Consider the following 19,315-nt stretch of genomic DNA (forward strand, 5'->3'; position numbering starts at 1 on the left):
GGGTTTCAAATGCCGGCGGCGACACTCGGGTCGCCGCGCGGCGGCGGGTACTGGATAACAACGCAGCGCCGCGGCAATCCCGGACACCATGATGAACAGGCCGCGTGGCGACGATTCCTCGCTACCGCGGTCAGTCGGGGCGTTCCTGATCGAAGTCGTGGTGGTAGCGGACCGCCGCCTCGACCTCGTTGCGCGAGCCCAGGAACACCGGCACGCGCTGGTGCAAACCGGTGGGCGTCACTTCCAGCATGCGCTGGCGGCCGGTACTGGCGGCGCCGCCGGCCTGCTCGACCAGCATCGCCATCGGGTTGGCCTCGTACATCAGGCGCAGCTTGCCCCCCTTTGCCTCGCACTTGGCATCCAGCGGGTAGCTGAAGATACCGCCGCGGGTCAGCAGGCGGTGCACGTCGGCGACCATGCTGGCGACCCAGCGCATGTTGAAGTCCTTGCCGCGTGGACCGGTCTTTCCGGCCAGCAGGTCGGCCACGTAGGCCTGCATCGGCGGCTGCCAGTGGCGCTGGTTGGACATGTTGACCGCGAATTCCTGCGTCTCCTCCGGAATGCGCATGCCGCGCGTGGTCAGGGTGAAGCTGCCGATCTCGCGGTCCAGGGTGAAGGCGTGGGTGCCGTGGCCGATGGTCAGCACGAGCGTCGTGTTGGGGCCGTAGGTGCAGTAGCCGGCGACCAGCTGCTCGGTGCCCGGCTGCAGGTAGTGCTCATCGGCCGGCTTCGTCACGCCCTCGGGGCAGCGCAGCACCGAGAAGATCGTGCCCACCGAGATGTTCACATCGATGTTGGAGCTGCCATCCAGCGGATCGAACAGCAGCAGGTAGTTGCCCGCCGGCCAGCCGTCCGGGCTCAGGTCCTGGATCGGAACGCTGTGGTCCATTTCCTCCGACGCCAGACCGGCCAGGTGGCCGCCCCAGGCGTTGGCCTCCATCAGCACGTCGTTGGCGATCACGTCGAGCTTCTTCTGCGCCTCGCCCTGGACGTTGATGCTGGCCTGGCCCGGGGTTCCCGCATCGCCCAGCACGCCGCCCAGCGCGCCCTTGCCGACCTCGATCGAGATACGCTTGCAGGCGCGGGTCACCACTTCGATCAGCAGGCGCAGGTCGGGGCGGATATGGCCGGCGCGCTCCTCCTCGATCAGGAACCGGGTGAGCGAGTAGGGGCTGTTGGGGCGATTGGGCGTCATCGTGGCGCTCCGGGGCAGTGGCGATGGCGGCATTGTAAGCCGCCGCCCGAGCTCCGGCCCGGCTGCCTCAATCCTCGATGACGACCCCGCCTTCCTCCAGCAGGGCGCGCAATGGGGCCAGCTGCTCGCGGTAGCGCTTCCACCGGCCCACCGCGCCGGCATGCAAGGGCTCGCGGACCTGCCCCGCACTGGCGGTTGCCACCGGCGCCGGGTGACTGGCGAAGTCCAGGCAGGCCGGGTCCCAGGTCAGGCCGGCTCCTTCCAGCAGGCGGCGCGTCCCGCCTTCCTGATCGGCAACCAGCGCTTCGTAGTCGACCTGGATGATGCGACCCGGGAAATGGCGGTCCCAGTGCGCCATCAGGCGGTCGAACAGCAGGTAGTAGCGACCGATGTCGAGCAGGTCATAGGAGTAGCCGAAGTAGGGCGATTCGGGGCCGAACAGCAGACGGAAGTTGCCCAGGCAGGTGTCCATGGGATTGCGTCGCACACTCACCAGCGTGGCATGGGGCAGCGCCCGGGCGATGTAGCCCAGATAGAGGAAGTTGTGCGGCAGCTTGTCGGTAAACCGCGGAAGTTGGCCAGTGAGCGGACGTGTGCCCGCCAAATATCGGTCGCCGAGCGCGGCCCAGTCGCGGACGCGGCCGGCAGCGATGTGGGCCGGATCGAACATGCGGAAGCCGTCACCGCCCATGGCCTCCTTCCACGCGGCGCCGAACTGGTGCAGCTCACCGGCTGACTGCACCTGCGGATGGCTGGCAAGGATGCGGTCGACCAGGGTCGTGCCGGAGCGGGGCATCCCGAGGATGAAGATCGGCTCGCGGCTGGGGTGGCCGTTGCCCGCGGGTGGATGATCGACGCTGCGTGCGAGGGCGTCGAACAGTGCTGCGTCCTGCGCACTGGAGTAGCCCATCAGCTGCCGGGGCGCCGATTTGCCGCGCACCAGGTGCGCGAACGCCTGCGGATACTCGCCCAGATCCTCCAGCTCCTTGGCCAGCGCCATGTTGAGGTAGACCGTCGCCGTCACGCTGTTGCCCGGGCGGGCGAGCAGGGCGCGCAGACAATCTACGTGGTTGCTTTCGGCGGTTTGCCGGCGCAACCGGGACAACGCCAGATGAGCCTGCCAGTGCAGCGGGGCCACGGCGATGCAGGCTTCGTACTCACGCTCCGCCGCCGCAACGCGACCGTGGTAGGTCAGCGAGGTGGCCAGGTTGTACCGGTAGCCGGGATCGTCCGGCGCCAACGCAACTGCGCGCTGGAATGCGGCCAACGCGCGCTCGTGCAGATGGCATTGGGTCAGCACGTCGCCGGCGCGGTCGTGGGTCAGCGCGTCGTCGGGTGCCAGCTGCAGGGCACGCTGGACCTGTTCCATCGCGCCCGCGCTGTCGTGCGCCATTGCCAGGGCGCGTGCCAGGTACAGCGCTATCGCGGGGTTATGCGGGTCCAGTGCGGCCGCTTGCTGCAATGGCGCAACCGCTTGATGCGGCTGCTGGCGCTGCAAGGCGTTGGCACCCGCGGCGAGCAGCGATTGCGCGGAGGGAACGGCTGTGTCCGGGTTTGAGGTCATGACGGTAGTGCGAAGCGAATGACCGGTCCTGACGCCGGCCAGTGTGCGTTCGTCCGCGCGAGGAATCCGCGGATGATACGTGGCGCGGCTCAGACGTCGCCGTCGTTGAGCCAGCCCTCGCCCGTGCCGCGGTGGAACACCTTGTCGGTGTCGATCACGTCGCCGGCCGGAATCGCGTCCATCGCGGCGAGCTTGGTGTAGATCGGGGCGAAGTCCGGTCCGGTCGCGTCCATCAGTTGCTGGAAGCTGTCGATGACGAAGTAGGTCTTCTGGTAGGTGTCGATGCGGTAGCGGGTGCGCATGATCCGCTCCAGATCGAAACCGATCCGGTTGGGCGCATCGCTTTGCAGGCAGTGGATCGACTCGCCCTTGGACGAAACGATGCCGCTGCCGTAGATCCGCAGGCCGTCCTTTTGCTGGATCAGGCCGAACTCGACCGTGTACCAGTACAGCCGGGTCAGGTTGACCAGGGCGTCGCTGCCGATGCCGTGGGCCTTGACGCCGCCGCGCCCGTAGGCGGCCATGTAGTCGGCGAACACGGGGTTCATCAGCAGCGGGACATGGCCGAAGAGGTCGTGGAACAGGTCCGGCTCGGCGAGGTAATCCAGCTGATCCTCGCGGCGGATCCACCAGGTGACCGGGAAACGCCGGTTGGCCAGGTGCTGGAAGAATTCCAGCTCCGGCAGCAGGCCTTCCACACCGATCAGCTCCCAGCCCGTCGCCGCGTGCAGGATGGGGTTGAGGTCGGCGAATTTAGGAATGCGGTCGGCGGTCATCTCCATCGCCCCCAGCGCAGCGATGAACTCCTCGCTGGCCAGGCCCGGCAGGATGGCTTTCTGGCGCTCGAACAGCTGCGCCCAGACCGCGTGGTCAGCGTCGGTGTAGCTGTCCCACGGCTGCTCCACGATCGCGGTCGTGTAGACCGGCACGTAACCCTTTTCGGTGAGCTGGGATTCGGTGCGGCGGGCTGTTTCCATGGGAGCTCCTCGTTGACGGCGCGGGTCACCAACCACTGTAGCGTCTGGTGCACGCATGTGCGTGATCAGGACCGATTGCGGGCTTCCAGCTGCGCCGCTGCTCAAGCAGTCAGGCGTGGACCACATCAATCCCGGTTTCGTCCCGCGTAACGGCGAGACGTTCCACCGGACGCGCCGTTGCCGGCCGGTGCGTCAGCGTGAGTCGGCGCCAGCCGTGCAATCAGGCGTGCGGCGCAGCAGGCTGCCGATGCGCGACTGCTCCTGCGCGCAGCGCTCGGCCTCCGCCGCTGCCTCCTGCGCCGACTTGCGCGCTTGGGCTGCGGCCGCCTGGCGGGCGACAAGGGTGGCCTCGGCGACACGCTCCTTGTGCATCTTCGCCAGCGCCGCGCGGATCTGCGGCAGCGCCGCCATCGCGGCCTTCTCGCCTTCCAGGATCGCGTTGTTGCGCTGCTCGAAACTGGCCGGCCCGATCTCGTCGACCCGCGGCCGGATGACGACGTCCGCTCGGGCCAGCTCCTGCGCGCCAAGCTTGCGGCCCATGATGGCAATGGACTGGTTGACGTTGCCCAGCAGGCTGCCGGGCGCCTTGCCGCTGGCAATGGTGGAGATGTCCACGGCGATGACGAAGTCCGCGCCCAGCTCGCGCGCGGCATCCACCGGCACCGGACTGACGATGCCGCCGTCCACATAGTGCAGGCCGCCGATGAGCGTCGGCTCGAACACGCCGGGGATACTGCTGGACGCGCGCACCGCCTGACCGGTGTTGCCGCGCACGAACACGGTGCGCTTGCCGGTCTCCAGCTGGGTGGACACCACCGCGAACGGCTTGACCATCCTGTCCAGCGTGCGACCGCCGACCAGCTCGTTGACGTAGTCCTGCAGCTTCTGGCCCTTGATCACCCCGCCGGAGAACAGGCTCACGTCGCGGATCTTCGACTCGTCCAGCGCGAAGGCCTGGCGCTGCATCTGGAAGGAATCCATGCCGCTGGCATACAGCGCACCCACCACGCTGCCCGCGCTGGTGCCCGATACGACGACGGGCTCCATGCCGTTGGCCTCGAGCATCTTGATTACGCCGATGTGGGCGAATCCCTTGGCCGCGCCGCCGCCCAGGGCCACGCCGATCCGGGGCGGGGGAACGCTGACCGGCGCAACCGGCGCGGCGATGGCAGGCGCGGGGTCGGGCCGGGTATTGCCGCCGCACGCGGCCAGGACGATGCCCGCGCTCAGGGTCAGCCAGTGACGGGGGCGGATCAGGGTTTTCAGCCGCATGGCGACAGGTACATTGAATGACGGGACGGCAAGGATAGTGCCCGGCGCTTGAACGTGGTCAGTCCGGCGTCCCGCGTGGCTTATCCTCAGGGAGTGTTCGAACTCCGCCAGGTCTGCAGATCCTACGGTCGCGTCGTCGCGCTGGACGCGGTCGAGCTGTGCATCGCCAGCGGCCGCACCACCGCCCTGATCGGCCCCAGCGGCGCGGGCAAGTCCAGCGTACTGCGGATGCTGGTCGGGCTGGACTGGCCGGACAGTGGCGAGGTGCGCTTTGACGGGGAGCCATTGCAGCGCGAGCGCCTGCTCCAGCAGCGCCGGCGCATCGGCTACATGATCCAGGAGGGCGGGCTGTTCCCCCACCTCAGCGCCGCGGCCAACATCGCCCTGCTGGCGCGGACCGTCGGCTGGTCCGCGGAGCGTATCGCGCAGCGCATCGAGGTATTGGCGGCGATGACGCGCTTGCCGGTGGACGCGTTGCGCCGCTATCCGGCCGAGCTGTCCGGCGGTCAGCGCCAGCGGGTCGGGCTGATCCGTGCGCTGATGCTGGACCCGCAGGTGCTGCTGCTGGACGAGCCGCTGGGCGCGCTGGATCCGATCATCCGCCACGAACTGCAGGAGCAGATGCGCGAGTTGTTCGTCGAGCTGCGCAAGACCGTGGTGCTGGTCACGCACGACGTCGCCGAGGCAGCGTATCTGGCCGACACGCTGGTGTTGATGCGAGCCGGTAGCATCGCCCAGCAGGGTACTGCGCGCGAGTTGCACGACGCCCCCGACGAGCCCTTCGTTACCCGCTTCATGACCGCCCAGCGCAGCCTGGAGCAGAGTCTGTGAGCGCCGCCCAGGTCCGGGTCCGCGCACGCCCGGGCTGGCTGCTGCTGGCTTTGGTCGTCGCACTGGCCATCGCCGCGATGCCGGTTGCACCGGCCCAAGCCGAACGGGTGACCGTGGGATCCAAGGCGTTTACCGAGTCGGTGATCCTGGGCGAGGTCGCGGCGGGACTGCCCCACGACGAGGGCGTCACGGTGTCCCACCGGGCCCAACTGGGTGGCACCCGAATCCTGTGGCGGGCGCTGCTCGAGGGCGACATCGACGCCTACCCCGAGTACACCGGCACGCTTGCCGCGGAACTGCTGCAGATGCCGGGCGCCGACCCTGACCGGATGCGCGCCGCGCTCGGCGAGCGCGGTCTGGGCATGACCGCGTCGCTGGGTTTCAGCAACACCTACGCGTTGGGCATGACCCGCGCCCGTGCCGGAGAGCTGGGCGTGGTCACGGTGTCCGACCTGGCGGACCATCCGGAGCTGAAAATCGGCCTCAGCAACGAGTTCATGCAGCGCGCCGACGGCTGGCCGGGCGTGCGCGACGCCTACGGTTTGCCGCACCGGCCCGACGGACTCGATCACGACCTGGCCTACCGCGGCCTGGCCAGCGGCGCGCTGGATGTCATCGACCTGTACACCACCGATGCGGAGATTCCGTACTACGAGCTGATCGTGCTGGAGGACGATCGCGGCTATTTTCCTGACTACGCGGCGGTGTTCCTCTATCGCAAGGACCTGCAGGCGCGCGCGCCGGAATGGCTGGCGGCGCTGCAAGGCCTGGCCGGCCGCATCGACGCGCCGACCATGCAACGGCTCAATGCCGAGGTGAAGCTGGAGGGCGCCAGCGAAGCCCGCGTCGCCGCGGGGTGGCTGGGCGTCGCCGCGCCCGCCGCGGCATCGCGCGCGCAGCGGATCTGGAAGCGGACCGTGGAACACCTCGGGCTGGTGGGCATCTCGCTGGGACTGGCGCTGCTCGTCGCGTTGCCCCTCGGTGTGCTGGCTGCGCGCCGGCCGCGGCTCGGCCAACTGGTACTGACCGTCACCGGCCTGCTGCAGACGCTGCCGTCGCTGGCCGTGTTCGTCTTCATGATCCCGCTGTTCGGCATCGGCGCCGGCCCGGCGATTGCCGCGCTGTTCCTCTACAGCCTGCTGCCGATCGTGCGCAACACGCACGCCGGTCTGACCGGCATTCCGCGCGAGCTGCGCGAAACGGCGGCCGCGCTGGGCCTGCCGCCGCGCACCCGCCTGTGGCGGATCGAGCTGCCGCTCGCCCTGGGCATGATCCTGGCCGGCATCAAGACCGCCGCTGTCATCAACGTCGGCACCGCCACGCTGGGAGCTTTGATCGGTGCCGGCGGCTACGGGCAACCGATTCTCGCGGGCATCCGCCTGGACGATATCGGCCTGATCCTGGAAGGCGCGGTGCCGGCGGCGGTGCTCGCGCTGGTGGTGCAGGGTGGCTTCGAACTGGTCGAGCGCGGCCTGACGCCGCGTGGCTTGCGGCTGGCCGCGCGGCACTGACCGCGCGCCACTGCCCGCCCGCGATCGATCGCACCTGAGTGGGCGGTGCGACCGGTGCCGGACCGCCTAGTCGCGGCGCCGGAACGGCAGGACCACGCCGCGCTCGTCCGCGGGGTCCGGGCGGTGCCACAACACCGGCACATCGTCGGGTGGGGACAGTTCCAGGCCCTCGGGATCGGGATTGGCCGCGTCCGCCTGCGCCAGCTCCTCTTCGATCTCCCAGCTGTATTTCTTGCGTGGCTGGCGCGGGTCCAGTCGCCGCCACAGAAACGCCGCCAGGACGCCGCCCAGCGCCCCGCCCATGTGCGCCTGCCAGGACACGCCGATCTCGCGCGGGAAGATCGTCAGCAGCATGCCGCCGTAGAGGAAGAAGGCGATCATCGCCGCCGCAATCGCCGGCCGGTCGCGTCGCAGCAGGCCGAGGATGAAGACCAGGAACATCAGGCCGTGGGTGATGCCACTGGCACCCAGGTGGTAGGAGCCCGCATCGCCCAAAAGCCAGGCCCCGGCGCCCGAGCTAACCCACATCAGCGGCAGTGCGCGCAGCGTCGCGCGCGGGTACATCCCGCCGGCCAGCGTGCCCAGCATCAGCAGCGAGATCGCGTTGGCGGCCAGGTGCTCGAAGGAGCCATGCAGCAGGGGCGCACCGAGGATCCCGAGCAGCCCCGCCGCCGACCACGGCTGCACCATCCAGCCGCGCAGGTCGACCGCGCCCTGCAGCGAGTGGATCACCAGCAACAGCAGCACCGCCGCCAGGCTCAGGTTGAACGCGCCCATCCAGCGCTTGCGGTCGGCGATGCGCTGGGCCTTGGGATCCAGCGCGAGCGCTTCGGGAATCTTGTCAGGCATTCACCAACTGTGGCGCTGGCGGCCGCGAATACAAGGCGGGCCCCGTAGAATGGCGGCATGAACAACACCATCCCCACCGTCCACCTGAAGAACGCCTGGAAATCCTCCCACCCCTGGATCTTCCAGCGCCTGGTCGCCAAGCCGGCGCAGCGTCCGCGTCCCGGCGAGATCGTCGATGTGATTGGCGTGGACGGCGAACTGATCGGTCGCGGCTTCTACAACGGCCATTCGCGCATCGCCCTGCGCATGCTCGACAACGACCCCAACGCGGTGATCGACGCGGACTGGTTCGCGCGCAAGATCGCCGCGGCCGTGTCGCTGCGCCGCGATGTGCTCAAGCTGGACGAGGTCGGCGATGCCTGGCGGGTTTTCCACAGCGAAGGTGACGGCATCTCCGGGCTGGTGATTGACCGCTACGCCGACCTGCTGGTGCTGGAGTTCTTCAGTGCCGGCGCGTTCCGCCACCGCGAATGGATCCAGGCCGCGCTGCGCGAGCAGTTCCCGGGCTGCCGCTTCCACATGTCCGCCGACGTCCACGTGCAGAAGCAGGAAAGCTTCGATTTCCGCGGCACCGAGCCGGCCCAACCGGCGGTCATCACCGAGCACGGGGTGAAGTTCCGCGCCGATCCGGCCGGCGCGCACAAGACCGGATTCTTCGCCGACCAGCGCGACAACCGCCAGTGGCTGAGCCAGCACGTGGCCGGCAAACGCATGCTCGACCTGTGCTGCAACACCGGCGGTTTCGGCGTGTATGCCGCGGTGCGCGGCGCCAGCGAGGTGGTGGGCGTGGACATCGACGCGGACGTGCTGTCCATCGCCAAGGGCAACGCCAAACTCAACCAAGCCGATGTGAAGTTCGTCCAGGCGGACATCTTTCCGTGGCTGCGCGATGCGGCGATCGCCGGCGAGCAGTACGACGTGGTGGTACTCGATCCGGCCAAGATGACCCGCGACCGGGAGCAGGTGATTCCGGCGCTGAAGAAGTACCTGGACATGAACAAGCTGGCGCTGGGCGTGGTCAAGCCGGGCGGGCTGTTCGCGACCTTCTCCTGCACGGGGCTGGTCAGCGAGGACCAGTTCCTGGACATGATCCGGCGGGCAGCGTTCTTCTCCAATCGGACGGTGCAGGTGCTGAAGGTGGCCGGCGCAGGGCCGGATCATCCGTGGTTGGCGCAGGTGCCGGAGTCGCGGTATCTGAAGGCGGCGTTTTGTCGGGTTTTGGACTGAGGCGGTTCCGGGGACCTGCAGGGGCTCCTCTGGGGCTCTGCGGGCGTGGGGCTACGTAGGGGCGCCGACCGGCAATCCCGATCAGTCGCTCCACGAAATTCGCTTGGTGATCGGGACTGCCGGCCGGCGCCTGCAGGGTCGCCTTCCGCAGTGGCCGGGGGTCGCGGGCTTTGAGACCGGCGTCGCTACACTGGAGCGATGGATAGCCAACTGCTCATCATCTTGTTGCTCGTGGCGACCTTGGTCGTCGCCGGACTGTTGATGGTGTTGCTGCGCAGGCAGGGTTCGCAGGGACCTGGCGCGGAGCTGGGCGGGTTGCGCGAGGAGCGTGATCGGCTGGGTGAGGAGTTGCGCGCCGAGCGCGGGGCGGCGCGTGAGCATGCGTCGGAGAGTGGGCGGCTGCTCGGGCGCTTGAGCGCACTGGAGACTGCGATTGCCGAGCGCGATCAGGTGATTGATCGTCTGGAGACGGCGCGCGCCGGTTTGCAGGAGGCGCTGGAGACGGAGCGCTTGGCGGCGCGGTCGGCGGGGCAGTCGTTGCAGGAGCGCGAGCAGGCGTTGCTGGCGGTGCGCGAGCGTGAGGGCGCGTTGGCCGTCGAGCTCGCCGAGCTGCGCGACAGCTACCGCCATCTGCAATCCGAGCACGCGGGCGTGTCGGCCAACCTGCAGCACGCCCGGCAGGCCCACACCGAGATGCAAACCTTCCTGGCCGAGGCGCAGACGAAGCTGTCGGGTGCCTTCACCGAGCTGGCGGGCAAGGTGTTCGAGGAGAAGGGGCAGCTGTTCGAGAAGAACGTGCAGCGGGCGTCGCTGCAGTCCAGAGCGGACATCGATGCGTTGTTGAAGCCGTTTGCGGAGCGCATCGGCGAATTCCGCAGCCGGGTCGACACGCTCTACGGCGAGGAGGCCCGGGAGCGGGCGTCATTGCTGGGCGCGGTCACCGAGCTGAAAACCCTCAACCAGGACATGGCGCAGCAGGCGCACGCGCTGACCCGGGCGCTGAAAGGCAGTTCCAAGGTCCGCGGCGACTGGGGCGAGCTGATGCTGGAGAGCGTGCTGCGCGGCTCCGGGCTGGAGGACGGTGTGCATTACGACCGCCAGAAGGGCACGGTCGACGAAGACGGCGCGCGGCTGCACCCGGACATCGTGGTCCGCCTGCCCGACGAGCGCTGCGTGGTGGTGGACAGCAAGGTCAACCTGATCGCCTGGCAGGAGGCGATGAACGCCGACACGCCGGACGAGCAGAACGATGCGCTACGCCGGCACGCCGCCGGCCTGCGTCAGCACATGCGCGAGTTGAGCGAGAAGAACTACCCCAAGGTGCTGGGCGATACCGCGCTGGAGGTGACCATCGCCTTCATCCCGATCGAAGGCGCGCTCTCGGCCGCGCTGGGCACGGACACGGCGTTGCAGACCGACGCGTTCGACCGCCGCGTGGTGTTCGCCTCGCCCAATACGCTGATGGCGCTGCTGCGCGTGGTCGAGCGGCTGTGGACGCGCGACAAGATCCAGCGCGAGGCGATCGCGATCAGCGATACCGGTGGTCTGGTGCTGGATGCGCTGATGGGCTTCCTCGCCGACTTCGACAAGGTCGGCAAGAGCCTGGATGACGCCGACAAGGCGTTCAAGAACGCGCGCCGCCGGCTCAGCGAGTCCAGCCAGGCGGTGATTCCGAGGGCGCGGCGACTGGCCGAGCTGGGTGCGCACGGAAGGCGCGCGCTCACCGATGAGCTCAAGCCGGAAGCCGACAGTGGCGGCGTGGCGTCGACCGACGCTCCCGCAAAACGACTTCTTGGTGCTGCGCTGGGGAGCGGGAACGGCTGAACCCGCGAGCGGTCGCTGCAGCGTCGCTCCGGGCGCTCTCGACGCGCTGCGACTGCGCGGCCATCGCCGCACGACTCAGTTGTCGGTCGGCATCACCGGCATGGCCGAGGCGGGGACGAGCGGGTTGTCGTCGTCGCGCAGGTAATCGGGCAGCGCGTCATCCGTTTCCTCGTTCATGCGGTCGCCGAGGATCTGGTAGTTGCGGCGCTGCATCCACGCATCGCGGACCAGCGCGTAGTCATCCGCGGCGCCTTCGCGCAGGCTGTCGGTCGACAGCAACTGGGTGCGTACATCCACCAGTTGCAGGCCCTGCAACGGGATCCGGATCTTGTCCTCTTCGACCTGGCGCAGCGGGCTGAGCGGGGCATCGCCGACCATGCCAAGCACGTCGCGCACGGTTCGCGGGCCGAATAACGGCAGCTCGACGTAGCGCGAGCGCTCCCAGCCCCACACGCCCAGGGTCTGGCCGAAGTCCTCGCTGCGGCGATCCAGATTGGCGTCGCTGGCAGGATCGAAGATGCCGGCGATGCCAAGCGTGGTGTTGAGCACGAAGCGCCCCATGGCCTGTCCGGCCTGCCCCGGCTTTCCCTGCAACAGGGCGTTGACCGCGGTGACCGGCTGGCCCAGGTTGCTGAAGAAATTGCTCACTCCCAGCCGAACCGGGCGCGGCGTTACCGCGACGTAGAACCGCGCCAGCGGTCGCGCGACGCTGCGATCGACTGCGTTGTTGAAGCGGTGCATGGAGCGGTTGTAGCGCTCCCACGGATCGTAGACGCCGGGCATCTGTGCGGCCGCCGGCAGGTTGGGATCGGCGACCGGATCATAAGGGCCATAGAGCGCGTCGAAATCGCGCTCCGCGTCGGTGCGGGCTTGCGCGTCGGCGGTGTCCTCATCGGGTGCGGCAATTCCCGTGGTGGTCTCCGCCTGCTCCCCGGCGTCCTGCTGCGCCGGTGAATCCCCGGCGACCGCCGCGGCGGAGTCCGCACCAGGATCGAGCGGGTCATTCAACAACGAGTCCGCCGAAGATACTGGCTGCGCCGCGTCGCTGCGCGCCTGCGCGCTGGCGCAACCCACGCTCGCGACGGCGAGCACCAAGCACAGGCCCAGCGCCTGCGAAGGCGCGCGGCGGTGACGGTTACGGGGTCGGGTTGGCATCAAAAGCAGTCCATGGCGCGTCGGTGGATGCATTACGCGGTGGAAACCACCGGCGCATGCAGAAACCGGTCTAGGTGGCAAAATCCAACGTGGCGCCCAGACGGTAGGCGCGCCGCAGCTCGGCCAGGCCGATCGGGTCGCCTTCCACCGCGCTCGCGCCGGTGCGGGCCGCCAGCTCGGCAAGCAGAGCCACGCCAGCACTGTCCACGCGGTCCACTGCGACCAGATCGAGCCGCGTGACGCCAGACTGCCATGCGGCGCATTGCGTCCACAGCGCAGGCACTGCGCCGCGGTCCAGCGTGCCGGAAAACACCAGCGCGTCGTCCTCACGCCGGACCGATGCGATGGACGCAGCGGAACCCATGTCAGGCCCTGATGTCACTTGGCGGTCGGCTGCAGCCTGCCCGCTTCCAGGTCGGTCGAGATCTCGTTGATCGACTTGCGCGCCAACGGCTCGTCAAACTGGTTGCGGAAGGTCTGCACGAAACTCACGCCTTCCACCATGACGTCGAATACCTTCCAGTCGTTGCCCACCTTGCGCATCAGGTAGTCCACCGGAATCGGATCGCCGCCCTGGCGAAGGAATTCGCTGGACACCTTCACCATCGCGCCGCCACGCAGCGGCGTCTCCGACTTGATGCGCACTTTCAGGCGGGTATTGAAGTCCAGCAACGACGAACCGTAGCGGCCCATCAGGTTGCTGGTCAGCGCCTTGGCAAAACGGTTGACGTCCGCGTCCGCAGCCCCGCGGCCGTGGCGGCCGAGCACCAGTTGGGCGGCGTACTTGCTGTCGAACATCTGCTCGAATTCGGCACTGATGAACTTCTGCAGCGCGGCGCGATCGGTGGTGAACTCGGCGCGACGCGCTTCCAGCGTTGTCAGCACGCGGGTGGAGTTGTCCAGCACCAGCTTGCTGGGCGTGGCAGCGGTCGACGTCGCCGGAGCGGCGGTCTGTCCGCCGGCGAACGCCAGGGCGGGAACGGTGGCCAGCAAGGCAGCTGAGACCAGAACGGAGATCAGGCGGATTTTCATTGCATTCAGTCCTTGGGAGTGTCGCCGCTCTCCTGCAGGTACGCAGGAAGCTCGGCGGCGCCGTCATCGGCGCTACCCGGCCCATTCTCCGGACCGCCGCTGAACATGTACTTGCCGACCATCTGGATCAGGTCGACCGAGGACTGGGTCAGGAAGATCTGGTCGCCCTCTTTCAGGGGCTCGGGATCGCCGCCGGGCTGCAGGCCGATGTAGCTCTCACCCAGCAGGCCGGAGGTGAGGATGGCGGCGCTGGTGTCCGCCGGCAGGTCGTCATATCGCTTGTCGATGGCCAGTGTCACCACCGAGTCCAGCTTCACCGGGTCCAGGGTGATGCCGGACACCCGGCCGATCGCCACGCCACCGATCTTGACCGGCGCATTGGAGCGCAAGGGGCCGAGGTTGCTGAAGCGGGCGGTGATCTCGTAGTCATTGCCACCAAACCAGCCCAGCTTGCCGTTGGTGGAGCTCATGGCCAGCACCAGCAGGGACGCCAATGCGAGCAGCAAAAAGGCGCCGACGGCGAATTCGATACGGGGGCTGTGGTTGCTCATGGGGTGCTACTCGGGAAAGTTGGGTTCGAAGGTGGGTTCAGTTGAATAGCAGGGCGGACATCACGAAGTTCAGCATCAGCACCAGCAGCGAGGCGTTCACCACCGCCTTGGTGGTCGCCACCGAGGTGCCTTCGATGGTGGGTTCGGCATGGAAACCGACATAGGCCGCCACCAGCGCTGCCACACCGCCAAACACCGCGGACTTGACCATCGCCATGCCGAAGTCGTCGACCAGGTCGACGCTGTCGCGCAGGACCTGCCAGAACACCCCGGCGTCCACGCCGATCACGTGCACCGCCTCCAGGTAGCTGGCGCTGATGGCCAGGCTGCAGAAGAAGCCGGTCAGCAGCGGTACGCACAGCACGGCGGCCCAGAACCGCGGTGCGACCGCCTTGCCAACGGGGTCGATGCCCATCAGGCCCAGCGCGGTGATCTGGTCGGTCGCGCGCATCAGTCCCAGCTCGGCGGCGATGGATGAGCCGGCGCGACCGATGAAGAGCAGCGCCGTCAGTACCGGGCCCAGCTCGCGGTAGATGCCCAGGCCCAGGATCATGCTGACCTGGGTACTGGCGCCGTAGGTGTCCAGCGCGCGATACGCCAGCAGGGTCAGCGACAGGCCGACGAAGGCGCCGCCAACGACGATGATCGGCAGCGAGCGCGCACCGATCTTGTAGATCTCACGGACCAGCTCGCGGAACAGGTCGCGGCTAGGGACCGAGGCGCGCAGCACCGACAGGGTGAACAGGCCGGCGCGACCGACCGAGCGGACCGGGGGGGCGATGGCCATCAGGCGGCTTCCTGTGACGTGGTGGCGGTGCGGGGCCGCGCATCGAACGCGATCGGGCCGTCCGGATCGCCATCCAGGAACTGCCGCACCAGCGGATCGGTGCTTGCCTGCAATTCGGCCGGCGTGCCGGAAAACACGATCGTGCGATTGGCAATCATGATCGCCTGGTCGCAGATTGGGAGGGTTTCGCGGACGTGGTGCGACACCAGGATGCTGGTCAGGCCGAGGCTGTCATTGAGCCGGCGCACCAGTTCCATCACCACCCCGGCGGCGATCGGATCCAGTCCGGTCAGCGGCTCGTCGTAGATCATCAGCGGCGGGTCCATCGCCAGCGCCCGTGCCAGCGCAACCCGGCGCGCCATTCCTCCGGACAATTCGCGCGGGAACGCATCCGCCGCGGCCACCAGGCCGACGGCATGCAGCTTCATCCGCACCAGGCGGTCGATGACCGCCCGCGGCAGCGCCGTGTGGGTGCGCAGCGGCAGGGCCACGTTCTCGGCCACGGTCAGGTCCGTCAGCAGGCCATTGCCCTGCAGCAACACGCCGATGCCCTTGCGCACTTCATAGAGCGCACGGGATCGGCGCGGAATCGGCTGGCCGAAGATCTCCACCGTGCCCGCGGCAGCCGCCAGTTCGCCCGTCAGCGCCGCCAGCAGGGTGGACTTGCCGCTGCCGGAGGGGCCGAACACCGTCAGCACCTGGCCGCGTGGCACGCTGAGGTTGATGTCCTGCAATACCGTGCGGCTGCCGCGATCAAGGCGCAGGCCGGCAAGGCGGACAATGGGGTCGGAAACGGTCATGGGCATGGACGGGGCAGGCGGACGCGAATGCCGCAGCCTGTCAGGCTGGGCTGGTCGCGCATTGTCGCAGTACGACGCCCGCCACGCACTCCGCAGGCTGAATGAGCGTCGGCGCGGAGCATCCGCCATGGATCTTCGCGGCGATCGCCTTCACCGGGGAGGGACGCGGTTCCCGCCAAGGTGGTGTCCATGCCGGCACAGATCCGGTCTTCGGTAACTTTGACGGAGCAACTCCCATGAACGACGAAAAAAAGGCAGTCGATGACAGTGGCAAGCAGGCACTCGGTACGGGCGCCGGAGCTGCCGCCGGCGCGGTGACCGGTGCGGCCGTCGGTGCGCCTGGCGGTCCAATTGGCATGGCGATCGGTGCTATTGCCGGCGGCGTGATCGGTGCCGGCGCAGGCGAATCCATGGCCGAGACGGCCAATGTCGAGGATTACCGCGCGCACTTCCAACGCGACTACAGCGGCGCGGCGTATTACCGCCCCGGCACGACCTGGGATGACTACGAACCCGCTTACCAGTTCGCGTTCGACCATTTCGAGGAGTACCACGGCCGGCCGTGGGCCGAAGTGGAGCCGGACCTGCGAGAGGAGTGGCAGGTCGAGCGTGCCGTCCGCCCGGAGCGTGCCGAATGGGCCGAAGCCCGACCGGCCATTTCCGCCGGCTGGGACTACCTGCGCGAGGGTGCGCGCAAGGTGGCCGCAGGCAAGCGCTGATGCCTGCCTGACGCCGCTGGAGTAGCATGGCGGGTCCCCCAGACAAGGTGTTGCAGAGCCATGGCCGATCCCGTCAGACCCACTCGCGAAGAGGCCGAGGCCGCTGTCCGCACCCTGCTGTCGTGGGCCGGTGACGACCCCGCCCGTGAAGGGCTGATCGATACGCCCAAGCGCGTCGCCAAGGCCTACGCGGACTGGTTCAGCGGCTACGCGATCGATCCCGACGAGTACCTGGCGCGCACGTTTGAAGAAGTCGCCGGTTATGACGAGCTGATCGTGCTTCGTGACATCCGCTTCGAGAGTCACTGCGAGCACCACATGGCGCCGATCATCGGCCGCGCGCACGTTGGCTACCTGCCCGACGGCAAGGTGGTGGGGATCAGCAAGCTGGCACGGGTGGTCGATGCCTACGCACGGCGCCTGCAGGTGCAGGAGAAAATGACCGCGCAGATCGCCGATTGCATCCAGCGCGTGCTGCAGCCGCGCGGCGTCGGCGTGGTGATCGAGGCCAGCCATGGCTGCATGACCACCCGCGGCGTGCACAAGCGCGGGGTGGCGATGGTCACCTCCAAAATGATGGGCGGCTTCCGCGAGGACGGCCGCACCCGCGCCGAGTTCCTGCAGTTCATTGGCAGCCCGGCGCGCAGCTGACTGCGGCTGCTTCGTGATCCGGTCGATACATTCGGCTCTGTATTCTGCGGCCATGTCCAGCCAACCCGCCCCGCATCCGGCCGACGCGCCGGCAGACCCGCAGCGCCCCGCCGTCACACCTTCTGGTGCGCATTCCCTCGCGTCCCGCTATCGCGCTGTACGCGCGCGCAGCGTTGCTCTGGCCGAGCCGGTGTCGGCGGAAGACGCAATGCTGCAGTCGATGGAAGAAACCAGTCCGACCAAGTGGCACCTGGCGCACACCACGTGGTTCTTCGAGCGATTCGTGCTGGCCGGGAGCGGAGGCTACCAGGCGGTCAACGCCAACTGGGACTATCTGTTCAACAGCTATTACCAGAGCGTCGGCCCCATGCACGCGCGACACCGGCGCGGGATGCTCTCGCGGCCCTCGCTCGCGCAGGTGCTCGATTACCGCCGGCAGGTGGACGATCGCATGGCGCGCGCGTTCTCTGACGATCAATTTGGCACTTCGCTGCTCCAGCGCATCGAGCTGGGCCTGCATCACGAGCAGCAGCACCAGGAGCTGCTGCTGACCGACATCAAGCACGCGCTGTGGTGCAATCCCCTGAAGCCCGCCTACCGCGACGATTTGCCGGTTGCCGGCGCCGCCGCGGGTGCGCTGGACTGGCTGGGCCAGGAGGAATCCATCGTCGAGATCGGCGCCGCCGCCTGGCCGCTGGACAGCGAGCATTTTGCGTTCGACAACGAGTCGCCCCGGCATCGCGTGTTGATGCCGGCGCATGCGCTCGCCACCCGGCCGGTGACCAACGGCGAGTACCGCGACTTCGTCGAGGCCGGCGGCTACCGCGATGCCGCGCTGTGGCTGAGCGATGGCTGGGCGCGGGTCAACCAGGACGCGTGGCAGCGCCCGTTGTACTGGGACGAGGCGTCGGAGTGCGAGTTCACTCTTGGCGGCATGCGTCCGATTGATACCCACGCACCGGTCAGCCACCTCAGCTACTACGAAGCGGACGCCTTCGCACGCTGGGCCGGCGCGCGCCTGCCCACCGAGGTCGAGTGGGAAAACGCGGCCGCGTCGGTGGCCGTCGCCGGCAATTTCGTCGATCAGGGCTACCTGCATCCTGTTCCGCCGCAACGCTACGTCGAAAGCGCCGACGCCGGCGGTCCACGACAGATGTTCGGCGACGTGTGGGAGTGGACCTCAAGCGCCTACACCGCGTATCCGGGATTTCGCGAGATGCCCGGGTCACTGGGCGAATACAACGGCAAGTTCATGAGCGGACAACAGATCCTGCGCGGCGGCAGCTGTGCCAGCCCGCGCGACCACCTGCGCGCCAGTTATCGCAACTTCTTCCACGCCCCCGACCGCTGGCAGTTCAGCGGCCTGCGTCTGGCGCGCGACGCATGACGGTCACCGTGGCGTCGAAGATCACGCTCAGCGACCTGCAGCCCAGCGCCGACGACATCACCGGCGACGTGCTCGCGGGACTGTCGGCGACGCCCAAGACGCTGCCCTCGAAGTACTTCTACGACGAGCACGGCTCGCGCCTGTTTGAGCAGATCACCCGGGAGCCGGAGTATTACCTGACCCGCGTCGAGCTGGACCTGCTGGAGGCTTCCATGCCTTCCATCGCCGAGGCGGTTACGCCGCGCGCTCACGTGGTCGAATACGGCAGCGGCAGCGGGCGCAAGACCCACCTGCTGCTGGACGGGCTGGCCGATCCGGTGGCCTACACGCCGATCGAGATTTCCCGCACGGCGTTGCTGGCCAGCGTGGAACGTCTGGCCGATGCGTATCCGGACGTGGAAATGCTGCCGGTCTGCGCCGACTTCACCCAGCCGGTGCCACTTCCCATCCCGTCGCGCGGCAATGGCCACGTGCTGGTGTTCTTCCCCGGATCGACGTTGGGCAACTTCCTGCCCGCGGACGCCGAGCGCCTGCTGCGATCGATGCGCGAGACGATGGGTGCCGGCGGTCAGGCGTTGATCGGCATCGACCTGGACAAGGAGCCGGCGCTGATCGAGGCGGCCTACAACGACGCCGCCGGGGTCACCGCCGACTTCACCCTCAACCTGCTGGTGCGGCTCAACCGCGACATCGGCAGCGACTTCGACGTGGACTCGTTCGCTCATCGTGCGGTGTACTCGCGCGAACGCATGCGTATCGAGACGCACCTGGTCAGCCTGCGCGACCAGCAGGTGACCGTGGCCGGCCGGCAGTTCAGTTTCCTTGACGGCGAGGCGATGGAAGTCGAGTACAGCCACAAGTACACTGACGCCAGCTTCGCCGCGCTGGCCGCGCGCGCCGGCCTGCGCGTCATCGAGCGTTGGAACGATCCCAAGGGCTGGTTCGGTTTGCGTCTGCTCGCGGCGGCCTGATCGCCGTAGTCA

Annotated in this window: 19 protein-coding genes; 8 read left to right on the forward strand and 11 right to left on the reverse strand. The window is 68.2% G+C overall.

The window, feature by feature from the left end; genetic code table 11:
* Positions 1-130: 130 nt before the first annotated feature.
* The 4 genes from INQ42_RS00125 to INQ42_RS00140 all read right to left on the reverse strand — a co-directional run bounded on the left by INQ42_RS00125 (position 131) and on the right by INQ42_RS00140 (position 5,008).
* Positions 131-1,195, reverse strand: a complete 1,065-nt coding sequence (locus INQ42_RS00125) for a class 1 fructose-bisphosphatase (protein ID WP_194034632.1) — start codon at positions 1,193-1,195, stop codon at positions 131-133.
* A 67-nt stretch (positions 1,196-1,262) separates the two neighbouring features.
* Positions 1,263-2,759: a tetratricopeptide repeat-containing sulfotransferase family protein gene (locus INQ42_RS00130; RefSeq protein WP_194034633.1), complete on the reverse strand. Its 1,497-nt coding sequence runs from the start codon at positions 2,757-2,759 to the stop codon at positions 1,263-1,265.
* An 89-nt stretch (positions 2,760-2,848) separates the two neighbouring features.
* Positions 2,849-3,736, reverse strand: coding sequence for a phenylalanine 4-monooxygenase (gene phhA / locus INQ42_RS00135; protein WP_194034634.1), 888 nt, complete (start codon positions 3,734-3,736; stop codon positions 2,849-2,851).
* A gap of 192 nt (positions 3,737-3,928) precedes the next feature.
* The gene (locus tag INQ42_RS00140) at positions 3,929-5,008 is read right to left on the reverse strand and encodes a patatin-like phospholipase family protein (protein WP_194034635.1); all 1,080 of its coding nucleotides are present in this window, start codon (positions 5,006-5,008) and stop codon (positions 3,929-3,931) included.
* A 93-nt stretch (positions 5,009-5,101) separates the two neighbouring features.
* On the opposite strand from INQ42_RS00140, the gene INQ42_RS00145 reads away from it, so the two are divergent.
* Both INQ42_RS00145 and INQ42_RS00150 read left to right on the forward strand, forming a co-directional pair.
* Entirely contained in the window at positions 5,102-5,839 is a 738-nt protein-coding gene (locus INQ42_RS00145; RefSeq protein ID WP_194034636.1) for an ATP-binding cassette domain-containing protein, read from the forward strand.
* Between the two features lie 77 nt (positions 5,840-5,916).
* Positions 5,917-7,350 (forward strand): ABC transporter permease/substrate-binding protein, encoded by a 1,434-nt coding sequence (locus INQ42_RS00150; RefSeq protein WP_194035663.1) that lies wholly within the window; start codon positions 5,917-5,919, stop codon positions 7,348-7,350.
* A 66-nt stretch (positions 7,351-7,416) separates the two neighbouring features.
* Here INQ42_RS00150 and INQ42_RS00155 read toward each other — a convergent pair whose 3' ends face one another.
* Positions 7,417-8,199: a rhomboid family intramembrane serine protease gene (locus INQ42_RS00155; protein WP_194034637.1), complete on the reverse strand. Its 783-nt coding sequence runs from the start codon at positions 8,197-8,199 to the stop codon at positions 7,417-7,419.
* 57 nt (positions 8,200-8,256) lie between these two features.
* Here INQ42_RS00155 and INQ42_RS00160 point away from each other — a divergent pair, with 57 nt between their 5' ends.
* Positions 8,257-9,426 (forward strand): class I SAM-dependent rRNA methyltransferase, encoded by a 1,170-nt coding sequence (locus tag INQ42_RS00160; RefSeq protein ID WP_194034638.1) that lies wholly within the window; start codon positions 8,257-8,259, stop codon positions 9,424-9,426.
* A gap of 198 nt (positions 9,427-9,624) precedes the next feature.
* A complete protein-coding gene (gene rmuC, locus INQ42_RS00165) occupies positions 9,625-11,250 on the forward strand; it encodes a DNA recombination protein RmuC (RefSeq protein ID WP_194034639.1) in 1,626 nt (541 codons plus the stop codon).
* A 75-nt stretch (positions 11,251-11,325) separates the two neighbouring features.
* Here the strand turns inward: rmuC and INQ42_RS00170 are convergent, their stop codons facing one another.
* The 6 genes from INQ42_RS00170 to INQ42_RS00195 all read right to left on the reverse strand — a co-directional run bounded on the left by INQ42_RS00170 (position 11,326) and on the right by INQ42_RS00195 (position 15,575).
* Positions 11,326-12,405: an MlaA family lipoprotein gene (locus tag INQ42_RS00170; protein WP_194034640.1), complete on the reverse strand. Its 1,080-nt coding sequence runs from the start codon at positions 12,403-12,405 to the stop codon at positions 11,326-11,328.
* Between the two features lie 70 nt (positions 12,406-12,475).
* Positions 12,476-12,769, reverse strand: coding sequence for an STAS domain-containing protein (locus INQ42_RS00175; protein WP_194034641.1), 294 nt, complete (start codon positions 12,767-12,769; stop codon positions 12,476-12,478).
* Between the two features lie 14 nt (positions 12,770-12,783).
* Positions 12,784-13,437, reverse strand: coding sequence for an MlaC/ttg2D family ABC transporter substrate-binding protein (locus INQ42_RS00180; RefSeq protein ID WP_194034642.1), 654 nt, complete (start codon positions 13,435-13,437; stop codon positions 12,784-12,786).
* A gap of 5 nt (positions 13,438-13,442) precedes the next feature.
* Positions 13,443-13,988, reverse strand: coding sequence for an outer membrane lipid asymmetry maintenance protein MlaD (gene mlaD, locus INQ42_RS00185; protein ID WP_194034643.1), 546 nt, complete (start codon positions 13,986-13,988; stop codon positions 13,443-13,445).
* Positions 13,989-14,025: 37 nt separating this feature from the next.
* Positions 14,026-14,775: an MlaE family lipid ABC transporter permease subunit gene (locus tag INQ42_RS00190; protein WP_194034644.1), complete on the reverse strand. Its 750-nt coding sequence runs from the start codon at positions 14,773-14,775 to the stop codon at positions 14,026-14,028.
* A complete protein-coding gene (locus tag INQ42_RS00195; protein WP_194034645.1) occupies positions 14,775-15,575 on the reverse strand; it encodes an ABC transporter ATP-binding protein in 801 nt (266 codons plus the stop codon). The genes INQ42_RS00190 and INQ42_RS00195 overlap by 1 nt, the downstream gene beginning before the upstream one ends.
* 236 nt (positions 15,576-15,811) lie before the next feature.
* Between INQ42_RS00195 and INQ42_RS00200 the strand changes: the two genes are divergently transcribed.
* From INQ42_RS00200 to egtD, 4 genes are read left to right on the forward strand one after another with little or no spacing between them, the layout of a single operon-like run.
* The gene (locus tag INQ42_RS00200) at positions 15,812-16,294 is read left to right on the forward strand and encodes a hypothetical protein (protein ID WP_194034646.1); all 483 of its coding nucleotides are present in this window, start codon (positions 15,812-15,814) and stop codon (positions 16,292-16,294) included.
* Between the two features lie 60 nt (positions 16,295-16,354).
* Positions 16,355-16,945 carry a GTP cyclohydrolase I FolE gene (gene folE / locus INQ42_RS00205; protein WP_194034647.1) on the forward strand — a complete coding sequence of 197 codons (591 nt, stop codon included), beginning with the start codon at positions 16,355-16,357 and terminating at the stop codon, positions 16,943-16,945.
* Positions 16,946-16,997: 52 nt separating this feature from the next.
* Positions 16,998-18,332 carry an ergothioneine biosynthesis protein EgtB gene (gene egtB, locus INQ42_RS00210; RefSeq protein ID WP_194034648.1) on the forward strand — a complete coding sequence of 445 codons (1,335 nt, stop codon included), beginning with the start codon at positions 16,998-17,000 and terminating at the stop codon, positions 18,330-18,332.
* Positions 18,329-19,303, forward strand: a complete 975-nt coding sequence (egtD, locus tag INQ42_RS00215) for an L-histidine N(alpha)-methyltransferase (RefSeq protein ID WP_194034649.1) — start codon at positions 18,329-18,331, stop codon at positions 19,301-19,303. Before egtB ends, egtD begins: the two co-directional genes overlap by 4 nt.
* The last annotated feature ends 12 nt before the right edge of the window (positions 19,304-19,315 follow it).

The organism is Lysobacter avium, assembly GCF_015209745.1.
In the GTDB taxonomy this organism is placed as follows: Bacteria; Pseudomonadota; Gammaproteobacteria; order Xanthomonadales; family Xanthomonadaceae; genus Novilysobacter; species Novilysobacter avium.

What these genes read in the sequence shown, in the direction of transcription:
- INQ42_RS00200 (WP_194034646.1), top strand. Translation starts at nt 15,812, where the DNA reads ATGAACGACGAAAAAAAGGCAGTCGATGACAGTGGCAAGCAGGCACTC.
- INQ42_RS00195 (WP_194034645.1), bottom strand. Translation starts at nt 15,575, where the DNA reads ATGACCGTTTCCGACCCCATTGTCCGCCTTGCCGGCCTGCGCCTTGAT.
- INQ42_RS00160 (WP_194034638.1), top strand. Translation starts at nt 8,257, where the DNA reads ATGAACAACACCATCCCCACCGTCCACCTGAAGAACGCCTGGAAATCC.
- INQ42_RS00140 (WP_194034635.1), bottom strand. Translation starts at nt 5,008, where the DNA reads ATGCGGCTGAAAACCCTGATCCGCCCCCGTCACTGGCTGACCCTGAGC.
- INQ42_RS00150 (WP_194035663.1), top strand. Translation starts at nt 5,917, where the DNA reads ATGCCGGTTGCACCGGCCCAAGCCGAACGGGTGACCGTGGGATCCAAG.
- INQ42_RS00155 (WP_194034637.1), bottom strand. Translation starts at nt 8,199, where the DNA reads ATGCCTGACAAGATTCCCGAAGCGCTCGCGCTGGATCCCAAGGCCCAG.
- INQ42_RS00190 (WP_194034644.1), bottom strand. Translation starts at nt 14,775, where the DNA reads ATGGCCATCGCCCCCCCGGTCCGCTCGGTCGGTCGCGCCGGCCTGTTC.
- INQ42_RS00130 (WP_194034633.1), bottom strand. Translation starts at nt 2,759, where the DNA reads ATGACCTCAAACCCGGACACAGCCGTTCCCTCCGCGCAATCGCTGCTC.
- phhA (WP_194034634.1), bottom strand. Translation starts at nt 3,736, where the DNA reads ATGGAAACAGCCCGCCGCACCGAATCCCAGCTCACCGAAAAGGGTTAC.
- INQ42_RS00175 (WP_194034641.1), bottom strand. Translation starts at nt 12,769, where the DNA reads ATGGGTTCCGCTGCGTCCATCGCATCGGTCCGGCGTGAGGACGACGCG.
- folE (WP_194034647.1), top strand. Translation starts at nt 16,355, where the DNA reads ATGGCCGATCCCGTCAGACCCACTCGCGAAGAGGCCGAGGCCGCTGTC.
- INQ42_RS00125 (WP_194034632.1), bottom strand. Translation starts at nt 1,195, where the DNA reads ATGACGCCCAATCGCCCCAACAGCCCCTACTCGCTCACCCGGTTCCTG.
- INQ42_RS00180 (WP_194034642.1), bottom strand. Translation starts at nt 13,437, where the DNA reads ATGAAAATCCGCCTGATCTCCGTTCTGGTCTCAGCTGCCTTGCTGGCC.
- egtD (WP_194034649.1), top strand. Translation starts at nt 18,329, where the DNA reads ATGACGGTCACCGTGGCGTCGAAGATCACGCTCAGCGACCTGCAGCCC.
- rmuC (WP_194034639.1), top strand. Translation starts at nt 9,625, where the DNA reads ATGGATAGCCAACTGCTCATCATCTTGTTGCTCGTGGCGACCTTGGTC.
- INQ42_RS00170 (WP_194034640.1), bottom strand. Translation starts at nt 12,405, where the DNA reads ATGCCAACCCGACCCCGTAACCGTCACCGCCGCGCGCCTTCGCAGGCG.
- mlaD (WP_194034643.1), bottom strand. Translation starts at nt 13,988, where the DNA reads ATGAGCAACCACAGCCCCCGTATCGAATTCGCCGTCGGCGCCTTTTTG.
- egtB (WP_194034648.1), top strand. Translation starts at nt 16,998, where the DNA reads ATGTCCAGCCAACCCGCCCCGCATCCGGCCGACGCGCCGGCAGACCCG.